Below are 12,936 nucleotides of genomic sequence, written 5' to 3'. Positions count from 1 at the left end.
ACGTTCCTATAAAATACAACGAAATATCCCTAAATTGACACCTATGGTGCGGTTTGGAACCGCACCGGGCATCGGCAAAAATTACCCGATTAAATTCTTAATCTTCATTAGGGGTGCTATGTCTATAGAATTGGATATTTCTGCGTATTTCAACAGCACTTTTCAGGTATTTCCTCGCCCTGTAGGGGTGATATGTCTATAGAATTGCTGTAAGAAAATATTTCGTTAATTCCATAAAAAGCAGTTTCAGTCAAAAGGATTGACTAATCCTGAAAATCTTTGAATCTTGTAAATCCTGCTTCAGATTTCTTAGACCCAACTCACGTTAATTGACCTGCAAGCAGCCGTTCACACTCTCTAAGGACAGCCGTAACCTCAACCGTATGCATACACGGTGAAGTCCCGTCGGACAGTGCTTGGCACCCATACTCAAACCCCAAATTGAGACACGGACTACACGGTATTCGTGCGCGCACAATACCTGCATTCCGATCCCAGGGACCCCACTGCGCAAAATTCGTGGGACCGTGCAACCCAACAACAGGCGTTCCAGTTGCCGCTGCAAGGTGCATCGGACCGCAGTTGCCGCTCACGACCAGCGTCGCATCCGTAAAAAGCGCAGCAAGTTGATTAACATCCGTCCGCCCCGCCAGCACGACCGACCGGTGCTTTGTCCGCGCCGCAATCTCTTCAGAGACCGCCACCTCATCAGGCGCGCCCGTCAAAACGATCTCTGCGTCATACCGTTCAACAAGTGCATTCGCCAACGCGACGTAGCGCCCCTGTGGCCATCGCCTGCGAGGCTCACCACGTCTGCCTGCCTCCGGGTGTAACACGATAAGCGGTTGATCGGGCGAGACCCCCTCTTTCGTCAAGGTTTCACGTATCCACATACGCGCTTTCTCATCGCACCACACCTCAAGTCCGAGTTCGTGTATCGGGCACGCCAACTGCGCCGCGAGACCCAAGAAATTTCGGACTTCATGCCGCCCTTGGACGTGTGGCACCGTCTCTGTAAAGAGGAAATGGCGGTGCTGTCCCTTTGTCGAAAACCCAATTCGCCTCGGGGCACCGGTTGCGTAGGCGAGCAGCGCGCTCAATCGGGGCCAATGCTCCAAGTCAATCACCCAGTCGAACCCCTCACGACGCAGCGACGAAATCAACTGGTAGCCCGGCTTACGGAATGGGATACGTCTGTCAATATAAGGGCACGCTGCCAAATAATTCAGGTTCGTTGGTGATGCTAATATCGTAAATTCGGCATTAGGGAAAGTGTGTCGTATCGCTCGAATGGTAGGGATCGCTAAAATCGTGTCACCCAAGGCAGAGAGTTGGATGAAAAGAACTTTTTTGGGGGTAGATGTTACCGGTGCCTGCCTACAAAATAGACCGAGTATAACACAAAGCGGGATGCCGAGGTACCGGTCTAAGTACTGTTGAACCCAAGTGGACTGCATAAATCCCAAAAATAATCAATGCCGACTGACAACTGATAACTGATAACTGACAACTAATTCGCGTATCCGTACAACTCAATCTCCGAAATTTTCGCGAGCGCTGTTGTCGGTCCCGTTATATAGTAACGGTAACGCCCGCGTCTCATCTGTCCTTCTGCAATTTCCACATTTTCGCGCCTTATCTGGACATTCTCCCGCCTCCGAGCAGCATCCTCCGATGTCCGGTGCACAATGACCTTAATACCCGTTGTCGTAACCGCTTTGTTGAGGCGGATATCAATGACCGGTTCCTTATTGCTCCGCTGGTCATGGATTTTGTCCCACTCTCCACGCGTGTTGAACGCCATCAACTCAAACTCCTCCAAATTCGTAGAGTGGATCACAATCCGATAGAGCGACTTCTTCTCCGGCAAATGAATGATTGCCTCTGATGGGATATCAAGGTCGGTGACGACATTGCCTGATCCCTTTTTACGTTGAGATTCTCCGATAGTCTCAGGTTTTCCATCAATGAATGACGGATCGCTGGCAGTTACACCCGGTAGAAGGGCGTAGTTCTCGCTCCACTCCTGACCGAGACTGCAACCGTAGCATAGACACATCAACCCCAATAACAGAAGTGCCTGCCTCGTATATGCTCTGCCTCTCCGTAGCGGCCAAAAGCCGTCGCGCTGCTGGCGAGGATTGTATCCTCGCCCTTGCGTTTGTGTATAGGTAATTATGGGTTTTACGCTAACGCTCATTGTCGCCTCCGACGTAGACTACTCGCTCTATTCTCTTCAATCTGCTTAAGGATGTCCTCTTTTGTCAGTCTGCGCACCTTGAAATGCAATTTCCTAAAGAACGGCACCAGATCCTCACCCGCCGCTTCACTGAAATAATAAACCAGAAAACTCGTCTTCATATTCCCCGCCAGCTTTTGATGGAGACCATCCCCTTCCATCAACCGAAAAACCCTGATATAAAAATCTGCACCGTACTTCTCCCACAGTTCCGCAACGAGCGTGTACGAATATCTGTATCGCCATTGCGTCAGCGGATCGTTATCAGTATGTCCGCCCCAACTCTCCAATTGATTCACGCCATCAAGATCAATCTCCAAATCCGCCTCAAGGCTATCAAATTTAGGATGTAACCCGCCTTTCGCATACTCCGTCTGAATCAGGACAGCAATGCCTTCCGAGAACCATACCGGTAGAAAATAGATATTCGTAAAGGCATGTGTCAACTCATGGACTCGCACCCCGTGTTTTTCATACATCCGCATCGGGAAATCCATCTGAATACCGTTAACAAACTTCACATACCGTCCGTCTGCCATACCTGAACGATAGTCCGTACGCGTATACGCTGCGAGATTGGTGCCTCTGTAGAGGTGATGCAGTGTCACGTGAATTTTATGCTTCGGTTTAAAACCGAAGAGTCGATTCATCGCGTCGTAAAGACTTTCCATATAACCGAGCGCACTTTCGGCGAACAATTCCCGCTTCTCCGCCTCGTCGAATCCTTCATGTACTATCAAATCTTCGGCAAACTTGAGGGTGTAGTGATCGCTCTCGAATGTCCCATCCTCTCTAATCTCAAACTTTGCTTTCGAGGGTTGGAGCATGAGCGAAGTCGCATTCCGTTCTTCGAGGATCCGTTTCTCGCGGCGTCGCTGTGCTTCCTCCAACGCAGCGCAACTCGTGAAAACGAACATCATCGCAAGAAGCACGAACACTCCTTGTGCTCGTATCAGGCTATTATAGAAGGAGCGACTGAAAACGGCACAAATAGGATACAATTTACCTCTATATCTCACGATGTTCCCCTCTAAAGCGGCACTGCTTTGGATTTATCACCGATGCGCCGCATAGTAATCTCTTGTTCAACCGTTGGATCGGGCAGTCCCGTCTCAGCAAGTCGACGTTGCAGAAACGCCGCCATATCGGCTTTCAAACGTTCAACAACATCATCCGCTTCTTCAGCCAGATTGTAGACCTCATCTGGATCCTCTTCAAGATCGTAGAGTTCTAAATCCGGCGTATTGTAGACAGCCGGTGTACCACCGGTTTCAACAATCAATTTCCATTTCTGCGTCTGCCAGCCTCGCTTTTTCATCCATCCACACTCGGTCAGATAGACCGCTTCTGTCGTCCCATCGTGCGTACCGTTCTCCATCAAGGCACGCATACTTGTGCCGTCCATCTGTTCACGTTCCGCCACTGCGGTGAGTCCCGCATAATCAAGGATCGTCGGAGCAATATCGGTAAGGCGGACAAGCCCTCCAAGCCGCTGTCCCTCATGAATAAGCGCGGGGCAGTGAACGATCAACGGCACATGGCAATTCGTCTCATAAAGCCCATGATGATCATACCAGAGTTCGTGTTCATCAAGTTCTTCACCGTGGTCAGCAGTGATAATCAGTAGCGTCTCCTCAAGCTGCCCGCAGTCGTGTAGGTATCGGAACAACTGCGCGAGGCATGCGTCCATATAAGCGATCGAAGCATCGTATTGCGCGTTCACATACCGCCTGTCCGTCCAAAGTCGTTTTTTGGCAATGTTATCTGGGTCCGCGGGATCCGGTGTGCACATCCATTGACGAAAATAGTCCGTAAAAGGCTCACATGCATAGACAGCGTCCATGCTTTGATTGTTCGGATCACATTCGTCTCCACTATAAAACATTCGCTCGAATGGCAGCGGTGGCAGATAAGGCGTGTGTGGATCCCAGTAGTGGAGAAAGGCGAACCAAGGTTTGTCTTGCGCTTGGGCGAGGTCCAAGAGTTCGATCGCTGTCTGGTTGACCGCTTCCGCCTTTCGGGCATTGCGGTAGCCCGTCTCCCACCGGTAACCGCGATACTGTGCTTCAGGGAAACCGCGCTGGAACCAACGTCCCAAATTGTCCGCTGCAACGGTGAAATAGCCCGCCTCACTCAGTAACTCTGGAATCGTCTGCACGTCCGTTGCGAGGTTAAGCGTTCCACCCTGCGTAATAATTTGGTGCGACAAAACATCCTTGCCAGTAAATATGGTTGTATGGGCAGGGTGCGTGGGGATATGTGGACTGATACACTTCTCAAAAAGCACCGATCCCTCCGCAAGCGCATCAAGATGCGGTGTCGTCAAGTTGCGATGCCCGTAGCAACTCATACTCGATGCCCGCAACGTATCCAATGAAATGAGAATAATATTACGCAAAAATTCGACTCCTTTCCCATACCGATAGATTTTTCACACAACAAGACCCGCACGCGATAAACTCTCTTGTAAAACTGTAACGTTTTTATCTAACTGGTAGATGACATTAGGCACGAGAATTTTCAAATTTTTTGAAAATCCCTTCTTATAACCCAAGTTGCTACCAGCGGATTTTTGGCATTCTAACACGGTTTTTCGGATACTTTCCTCACCCCGTAGGGGTGATATGTCTATAGAAACGGTGTATTTAAGGGACCGCACTCCGTAGGAGTGCTATGTCTATAAATAACCCAAGTTGCTACTAACGAGTTTTGCACATTTCAGAAAGGGTTTTCGTCTCTTTCCTCACCCCGTATGCAGTTTAATAAAATATTTGGGTAATTCTATAAAGCACAGTTTTCAATCAAGAAGACTCCATAATCCTGTGAATCCTTAGAATCCTGTAAATCCTGCTTCAGACGATGAACACCCCGCACGCCACAATTTCCGTGTCCTCCGCGTCCTCCGTGTTCTCCGTGATTCAGACAATGAACACATACATTACCCAATTAAATTCTTAATCTTCATTAGGGGTGATATGTCTATAGAATACTAATCTCCTGCTGCTACGTCTGCCGAACTCACCTGCGCCGCTCGAATAGCCTCACACAGGTAAGTAATCCCTTCAGGAACATCGTCCACATGGCAGTAAGCATAAGCAAGTCGAATCGCTTTTACAGGTTCGTTTGCATAATGGAAAGCACTCCCATTACTATAGCCAACCCCTTTTGCCGAAGCGAGTTCCTGTAATTTGTTTAGGTCTGTCGTTTCCGGTAAATCTATCCAAAGGAAAAGTCCACCGCGCGGTCGTGTCCATGTGCAGAGGTCGCTGACGTGCTTATCAAGTGTATCTACCACTGCGCGACATTTCGCACCAACAGCAGCATTCGTCTTCACGAGGTGTGATTCGAGGTGTTCCATGAAGAATTCAGCAACGATCGCACTCGCGAGCGCACTCGTTCCACCGTCCCATCGGTTTTGATGGATCTGTCCGTAATACGGCTGTCTCGCCACGAAATAACCTTGACGAACACCCGCACCCAAGATTTTCGAGAAAGTGGCAATAAAGATCACCCGATTTGCAGTATCTAACTTAAAAAGCGCAGCGGGTGTAGGGGTTGATGTGAAGTCAATATCGCCGTAGCAATCGTCTTCAACAATTAATGTATCATATTCTTCCGCTAAAGCCAACATCCGATGTCGGCGTTCAAGCGAGAGAATCGCCCCTGTCGGGTTCTGATGGTTCGATGTCGTGTAAATCAACGACGGACGGATATTTTTCTGCTTGAGCTCCTTGAGTTTCGCTTCCAGCGCATCCATGTCCATCCCATCAATATAATCCATCGGCACGCCAACAATGTTTGCTTTGAAATGGCGCATGATACCGAGGGTCCCACTATAAGTGTATTCCTCTGTCAATACCGTATCGCCGGGGTTGATAAGCGTTCCCAATACCAATTCCAACGCCTGCATGGAGCCGGAGGTAATTGAAATGTTATCTATCGGGAGCGGGACACCTTCACGTCGTTCAAACCGCATTGATGCCAGTTCACGCAAACCCTCATAACCAGATTCACCCGGATAGTTAACCAGATCGCCGCCTAACTTACGGAGTGCCTTTTCGCTCGCCGCAATTAAACCCTCTGTCGGAAATGTATACGGATCCGGACGCCCACCTGTAAAACCAAAGTCTTTCATGATATGCTCCTTCTTCTACACGAATTCCACATAAGCAAATTATAACAGACTTCTCGAAAAAAAACAACACCGAAAAACCGCTAAATCAAAGGCATTCAGTTCTTCTGTAGGAACGATTTATCCCATGCAACCGACAGAACGAAGTATATTCTAATAACATATCAATACGCATTATGATAGTTAACTTATAGTATATTTATAATTCACATATTGGTTTTATTCTCTCTCAAAGTTGCTAATATCTTCTACTTCTGTCACCTTAAAAGACGCAATGACGTGTCGAATTCACAACAGAAAATAACAGAATTTTGACCGATTTAACCACCCATGAAATTTTCAAAATCGCTTCTCAACCCTTTGGCAGCTTAGGTTTTCGGTCAATTTTGAGAGAATCGAAAATTCTGTGGTGTTTGATGTTTTGTTGTTTTTTCACCACTGCGTTCATAACTCTGTAACTCTAATCATTTGACATCCCTTCCTACATTATGCTATACTTTCGCTATCTTTATGAAAGCGAAATAAACTGCGATGCTCTTCAATTTTCCTACATCTATCTACGCAAATGACGACCCAAAATCTCACGTTTGAACCGATGTGCTTGTGCGACCTACAGAAGGTCCTGGAAATCGAAAATGAATGCTTTGACAATCCGTGGAGCGAAGCCGACTTCACGTTGTCTCTGAAGCAACCCAAGTCGTACGAACATGTTTACGTCGCACGGCGTGAAAATACCCTCGTTGGCTACATTGTGTTCACTATTCTCCATGAAGAAGCACAGGTCCTGAACCTCGCGGTACCGGCTGTCTATCGGCGGCAAGGTATCGGTAGATACCTGCTCGCCTCTGCCTTGGAAACAATACAGGCATACGATGGACACGAGGTTTTCTTAGAGGTCGCCGTTAGCAATTTACCGGCACAATATCTCTACCGGCAGTTCGGGTTCCGCATCTGTGGCATCCGAAAAAATTACTACGGACGGTATAAAGACGCTTATGTTTTACGAAAAGGAGTAGAAACCGATGCTACTTAACCTACTAAGCCATACCTTTTCAGCAACTGGAACGCTATCGCTCTCAACCCGCCGACAGGAAGCACGGACAGTCGGCAGAAACGGCTGGCGCGTCATTGAAGAAGAAATCAATTGGAACACCTCTGAAACCGCTATCGTTGTTGTCGATATGTGGAACGAACACTGGTCGTGGGGAGCGACGGAGCGCGTGAACATCATGGCACCTCGGATGAACATCGTGCTTGATCGGGCGAGACAAAGCGGTGTGCAGATTATCCATGCCCCTTCCGATACGATGGATTTCTACGAAGCGCACCCGGCACGGCGTTCAGTGTTAGAGCTGCCACATACCGATACACCCCCTGAACGCGAGATACCCGACCCACCTTTACCCGTTGATGCATCCGATGGTGGCTCAGACACCGGCGAAACCGATGGCTACAAGGCGTGGCACCGTCAACATCCAGCCATTGAAATTTCTGATACAGATGCCATCAGCGACAACGGGCAGGAGGTCTACAACTTATTGAACCACAAGGGTATCAAGAATATCATCTTCATGGGTGTTCATACGAATATGTGCGTTCTGGGACGTTCTTTCGCGATTAAACAGATGGTACGCTGGGGGGTCAATGCTGTTCTCGCACGCGATCTCACCGATGCGATGTACAATCCCTTCAAACCGCCTTATGTTAGTCATGAAGCGGGGACCCAGTTAATCATTGAGTATATTGAGAAATTCTGGTGCCCCACAATCCTAAGCGGTGATTTGACAACACCGAAGGTTTGAAATAGCCGACAACCACATAACAAAAAGCCCACGGTAACGAGAATACCGCGGGCTTTTTTCGATTGAGTACGTGTCTTATTGACGGTTGTCTTTCAACGCGCCCCACGTTGTTGTGAGTTTCTGCTTCGGATCGACAGCGGTGCTCACAGCGGGTACAACTTCCAAGGCACTGAACATCGCGTTCAGATCGCCTGCGCCGGTCTCAGCATTCCCAGCGAAGTCGAAATCAAGGGTGCCATCGCTCACTATAATCCCTGGATAGGTCTTGATATCAATCTCATGTCTACCCGGTGTAACGTAGAGCGGTTCAACGTTTTCCTCTTCAATGAAGATATCGAAACCACGGTTGTTCGGCGACCAGTGCTCACCGACGAGATAGGTAACATCAAAAGCGCCGTCGCCGGTTTTAAATTGATACTTAACAGTGGCAGGAAACTGTGCCCAGCTGACAGCGTAGAAGAGGTCCACGTCGTAGCCAGCGGCTTCAGCCTGTGCTTGTGCATCGGCTGTCAACTCTTTTACTTCGGCGGTGCGAGGTGCCAGCTCTATCCACCCACCCCATGATTGGTTTTCCTGCTGCGCGCCCTTCCAGACACGACCCTGCGAATCAGTGAAGTCATCTGTCTTGCCGCCCCACACTCGGAATTCCTCCGCCGGTAGCAGCGTCGGTAGTGCAAACATAGCCAAGAAAAGCACTATTGTTAAAACACTGAATAGTCTCATCAAAATTGCCTCCTTCTATTATTAGTTTTGCCGTTCCGATTTCAGCATACCCCATGTCGTCGTGGCTTTCTGCTTCGGGTCAACGGCTAATGCGGGAATGACTTCTATCCCACTGAACATAGCGTTGAGATCTCCGGCACCCGTCTTTGGATTGCCAGCAAACTCAAAGCTCATCACCTTGTCCTTAACCTCAATGCCCTCATACCGCTTAATATCTATCTCATGATGACCCGGTGTCACATATTCCTCTTCAACAATCTCGTCTTCAATAATAATATCGAAACCGCGGTTTTTGGGAGACCAGTGCTCACCGACGAGATAGGTAACATTGAACATACCTTTGCCGGTATTCAGTTCCATCTTGACGACATCAGGAAACTGTGCCCAACTAACGGCATAAAAGAGCTCTTTATCGTAGCCTTCCGCTTTCGCCAGTTTTTCGGCATCTTTTGTAAGTTGTACAACCTCTGCCGTACGCGGCAACTTTTCAATCCAGCCGCCCCAGGCTTTTTTCTCGTTCTGTCCACCGTGCCAGGTACGACCCTTGGAATCTTTGAAATCCTGCGCCTTGCCACCCCATACCCGAATCTCTTCGGCAGAACTGGCATCGTGGATCATCGTTCCTGTAGCAAATACGGTGAGTAAAATTACCAAGAATAGACTCTGTCGCATACTTTCCTCCTTAGATTGTAACAAAAAATGTGAACATATTAAGAATAACACATTCACAATGCGATTTGCAAGTTTTTTTGCCCGTCACTCTGTTGGTTCAGCGACAACAAGCCGCTGATTCGCTTTCACATCGGTCAACGTTTGCACAATTCCACTCGGCCACTGAATGACAATCTTATCCACCACTTTGTGGTGTGCAAGCCCAAATTCGACCTCAAGACTGTTCTGGGAGAGGTAACTGTCCCCCGCTGTTACTTGTTGGACCTGATGAAGATCACCTGCACTTACCTTCACGAGTGCGCCAATACCATCACGGTTGCTCACCGTGCCAACTGTGCGGATCTGAAGCCACTGCTGCCGGTTGCCTCCATCGTTTCGGAGCAGCATCGGTTTCGCTCCGCTGTTGACAATAAAGATGTCCAAGTCACCATCGGCATCGTAATCTCCGATCGCTACGCCTCTACCAACGCCGTACGAACCGAAGTTCCGTAGTCCTACAGTTTCAGAAATGTCAACGAAGGTGCCATCACCACTGTTTTCAAGAAAGACATCAGGTTGCCCGTGCGCTTCCCACGAAGCCGGATCAATGTGACCCGCCGCAAAGAAGATATCTAAATCGCCGTCGTTATCCGCATCAAACATTGCGGTGCCCCAACATGTTTTACCGAGTCCGGACTCGAAAATACCGCTCTGCGCGGAGACATCAGCGAAGGTGCCATCGCCGTTATTTCTATAGAGGACATTGTTTTCGTCCAACCAATTTGTAACAAAAAGATCTAAATCGCCATCGATATCGTAATCGCCCCAAGCAACGCCCATACCGCTTCGGATATCGCCGGTATGACTCCGTGCGTCTGGACGGTTTGTATTTGTGAACGTTAGTTCTCCGTCGTTACGATAGAGAATATTCTGGTCGGTATCATTGGCGAGATAGAGATCCAGATCGCCATCGGTATCGTAATCTGCTGCAGCGACCCCAAGTGTCAGATGAAACCCACCATTCACTTTGGCAGCATTTGTTATATCGATGAACCCGCCATCTCCCTTGTTCACATAGAGCACGTTTGCCTGTCCGAAGAAGTCGTAAGGGAAAAAGACTTCATCTCCCTGCGGCACTTTGGTATATTCAATATAGTTGCCGATGTAAAGATCAAGATAGCCGTCGCTATCGTAATCGCCCCACGCGATACCAGCACCGAAACCGTTATGTCCAACGCCTCCTGCACCCGATGAGAAGCGTTTGAAAGTGCCATCACCGTTATTCCGATAAAACAGATTCGCTTTATAGTTCGTGACATAGAGGTCGGCATCACCGTCGTTGTCGTAATCTGCGAAAGCGCATCCCATGCCCCAACCGGTATCGCCAACGCCAGCGACATCGGTTACATCCGTGAAGGTACCATCACCGTTATTTCGGTAGAGCGTGTTTTTTGGGAGGACAGCGTCCGCTGCGGGTCGAACTAAGGAACCGTTGACAATGTAAAGGTCTAATCTACCGTCATTATTGTAGTCGCACCACGCTGCACCTGAACCGACGAGTGCAGGCAGCACACGTAAGTCGATACCGCCAGCGTGCTCAAAATGGATACCTGCCTGTTCGGTGACATCGACAAATTGGATATCAGATGCATAACTGCTCAAGGTAAACCCAAGGCTCAAGATGACAACGGCTTTCCGTAACGTATTGTGCATTCAAACTCCTCTTTTGGAACTCGATTCGCGTTCTACTGAACATTATACACAAAACCGTAAATCGGGTGTGCCTTAATTTCAGTTATTAGTTATCGGTTGTCAGTAGGTGATGTTAGGAACTCTTGCCAGTGGAGAATGGAGAAGATACGGTGCGGTCGAGCAATAGTTTGCTGGAAACATCTTTAGCCCCGTTGGGCGATATCTGTGTAGAAGTGTGTATCATCAAAAAATCAAGCCCCATAGGGGCGGTATATGTATAGCGTCTTGGTCGGGATCTCTGTCTTGCTTAGAGGTGCTTCAATCTAAAGAAGAATGAGGACATCTATTTCCGTAAATATGGAGATTTTAGTTGCAATTACGCTGAAAGTGTGTTAAAATACATAAGTGTTAATGTGGTTAAAGCCAGTTGTTTAGGTTAGAGGGCTTGCAAGTGGAAATGTCTGTCTTGGTACTCAACGCCAGTTACGAAGCGATCAACGTTTGCAACCTCCGGCGCGCGATGAAAATGGTTTTCAAAGGCACCGCACAGACTGAAGAAGTCTCTGATGTTGAAATTCATTCGCCGAGTGCTGCGATAAAAGTACCACATGTAATTCGATTAGTAAACTACGTTCACGTTCCGCGCAGTGTCGTCAAATTTTCACGTAGGAATGTGCTTGTCCGTGACCAGTATACGTGCCAATATTGTCACTCGGAATTCCCGACAGCGCAGCTCACGATCGACCATGTGGTGCCGCTCTCTCGCGGCGGGGAAACAACATGGGAGAACGTCGTGACGGCGTGCAAAAAATGTAATAACAAAAAAGGCAGTAAGATGCTTTACGAGGCGCGACTGAAACTGAAGCGTCAACCCAAAACACCCTCAATTTTAACCTATCTGCAACTCAACCGTCATTTTCGTGGGTGCCATCCGTCGTGGAGAAAATATTTGTATATCAATTAAACCATGCAAGATCCAAAAAAACTGAAAAAGCGTTGGGAATTTCAGCGCGCCTATCAGAAGGGCAGTAAGTATTGGAATCGCTACTTTGTGATATACGTGTTCCACACCCGTTTCGATAGCCTCCGATTGGGAATAACCGTCAGCAAAAAAGTAGGAAAAAGTGTCCAAAGAAATCGCGTCAAACGATTAATTCGTGAATCCTTCCGGCAGTTACGCCCGCGGATAAAGGTCGCATACGATATTGTAGTTGTCGGCAGAACAGAAGCCTGCCGACTCACGTGTCAGGAAGCAGAAAATGGATTGTTGAGTCTATTTCGGAAAGCATCTATTTTAAACGATCCAACTCACGACGGTACAGAGTGAAGTAAAAACGAAAGCGGTCAATGAGGAACAGAGGCGTGCCACATTGCAAGCATCACGAAGAAGATATAGGTCAGAGTGAAAACCAACGAGTACGTTCTAAGTTGAGTAGGATAGTTGTGTTCGTACGACTTATCCGCTTTTATCGACGCTTTATTTCGCCGCTGTTACCACCTTCTTGTCGGTTCTACCCGACCTGCTCACAATATGCACTCCAAGCGTTAGAACGGTACGGAATACTCAAAGGGTGCTGGTTAACAATTAAAAGACTTTCAAAATGCCACCCATATCATCCGGGTGGCTTTGATCCGCTAAAATAGTAGGTACAAACTTTAAAAATTAATATCTGGGAAACATAAAAAATGAGGAGTGC

Annotated in this window: 14 protein-coding genes; 6 read left to right on the top strand and 8 right to left on the bottom strand. The window is 48.1% G+C overall.

What is annotated here, in order from left to right; genetic code table 11:
* Positions 1–202: hypothetical protein (locus tag OXH39_09810; protein MCY3550739.1), on the top strand; the 202-nt coding region annotated here is incomplete at its 5' end.
* A 118-nt stretch (positions 203–320) separates the two neighbouring features.
* Here the strand turns inward: OXH39_09810 and OXH39_09805 are convergent.
* From OXH39_09805 to OXH39_09785, 5 genes are all read right to left on the bottom strand, one after another.
* Positions 321–1,457, bottom strand: coding sequence for a glycosyltransferase family 9 protein (locus OXH39_09805; protein ID MCY3550738.1), 1,137 nt, complete (start codon positions 1,455–1,457; stop codon positions 321–323).
* A gap of 53 nt (positions 1,458–1,510) precedes the next feature.
* Positions 1,511–2,200 (bottom strand): hypothetical protein, encoded by a 690-nt coding sequence (locus OXH39_09800; protein MCY3550737.1) that lies wholly within the window; start codon positions 2,198–2,200, stop codon positions 1,511–1,513.
* Positions 2,197–3,258, bottom strand: a complete 1,062-nt coding sequence (locus OXH39_09795) for a hypothetical protein (GenBank protein ID MCY3550736.1) — start codon at positions 3,256–3,258, stop codon at positions 2,197–2,199. Before OXH39_09795 ends, OXH39_09800 begins: the two co-directional genes overlap by 4 nt.
* Before the next feature lie 11 nt (positions 3,259–3,269).
* Positions 3,270–4,637, bottom strand: coding sequence for a sulfatase (locus OXH39_09790; protein MCY3550735.1), 1,368 nt, complete (start codon positions 4,635–4,637; stop codon positions 3,270–3,272).
* A 591-nt stretch (positions 4,638–5,228) separates the two neighbouring features.
* Positions 5,229–6,374 (bottom strand): PLP-dependent aminotransferase family protein, encoded by a 1,146-nt coding sequence (locus OXH39_09785; protein ID MCY3550734.1) that lies wholly within the window; start codon positions 6,372–6,374, stop codon positions 5,229–5,231.
* A gap of 562 nt (positions 6,375–6,936) precedes the next feature.
* On the opposite strand from OXH39_09785, the gene rimI reads away from it, so the two are divergent.
* Together rimI and OXH39_09775 are read left to right on the top strand one after the other, a co-directional pair.
* A complete protein-coding gene (gene rimI, locus OXH39_09780; protein MCY3550733.1) occupies positions 6,937–7,404 on the top strand; it encodes a ribosomal protein S18-alanine N-acetyltransferase in 468 nt (155 codons plus the stop codon).
* On the top strand, positions 7,394–8,173 hold the full coding sequence (locus OXH39_09775; protein ID MCY3550732.1) for an isochorismatase family protein: 780 nt from the start codon (positions 7,394–7,396) through the stop codon (positions 8,171–8,173). The genes rimI and OXH39_09775 overlap by 11 nt, the downstream gene beginning before the upstream one ends.
* Positions 8,174–8,248: 75 nt before the next feature.
* Here the strand turns inward: OXH39_09775 and OXH39_09770 are convergent, their stop codons facing one another.
* The 3 genes from OXH39_09770 to OXH39_09760 form a co-directional block, all read right to left on the bottom strand.
* Complete coding sequence (locus OXH39_09770; GenBank protein ID MCY3550731.1) at positions 8,249–8,896, bottom strand: hypothetical protein; 648 nt, start codon at positions 8,894–8,896, stop codon at positions 8,249–8,251.
* 21 nt (positions 8,897–8,917) lie between these two features.
* Positions 8,918–9,568: a hypothetical protein gene (locus OXH39_09765; GenBank protein ID MCY3550730.1), complete on the bottom strand. Its 651-nt coding sequence runs from the start codon at positions 9,566–9,568 to the stop codon at positions 8,918–8,920.
* A gap of 84 nt (positions 9,569–9,652) precedes the next feature.
* Positions 9,653–11,260, bottom strand: coding sequence for a CRTAC1 family protein (locus OXH39_09760; protein MCY3550729.1), 1,608 nt, complete (start codon positions 11,258–11,260; stop codon positions 9,653–9,655).
* Between the two features lie 436 nt (positions 11,261–11,696).
* On the opposite strand from OXH39_09760, the gene OXH39_09755 reads away from it, so the two are divergent.
* From OXH39_09755 to yidD, 3 genes are all read left to right on the top strand, one after another.
* Entirely contained in the window at positions 11,697–12,203 is a 507-nt protein-coding gene (locus OXH39_09755; protein ID MCY3550728.1) for an HNH endonuclease, read from the top strand.
* A gap of 3 nt (positions 12,204–12,206) precedes the next feature.
* Positions 12,207–12,566 carry a ribonuclease P protein component gene (rnpA, locus tag OXH39_09750; protein ID MCY3550727.1) on the top strand — a complete coding sequence of 120 codons (360 nt, stop codon included), beginning with the start codon at positions 12,207–12,209 and terminating at the stop codon, positions 12,564–12,566.
* A 101-nt stretch (positions 12,567–12,667) separates the two neighbouring features.
* On the top strand, positions 12,668–12,883 hold the full coding sequence (gene yidD, locus OXH39_09745; protein MCY3550726.1) for a membrane protein insertion efficiency factor YidD: 216 nt from the start codon (positions 12,668–12,670) through the stop codon (positions 12,881–12,883).
* Positions 12,884–12,936: the final 53 nt, after the last annotated feature.

Source organism: Candidatus Poribacteria bacterium, assembly GCA_026702755.1.
Classification (GTDB): Bacteria; Poribacteria; WGA-4E; order WGA-4E; family WGA-3G; genus WGA-3G.
This window is presented reverse-complemented; position numbering and strand designations above follow the sequence as displayed.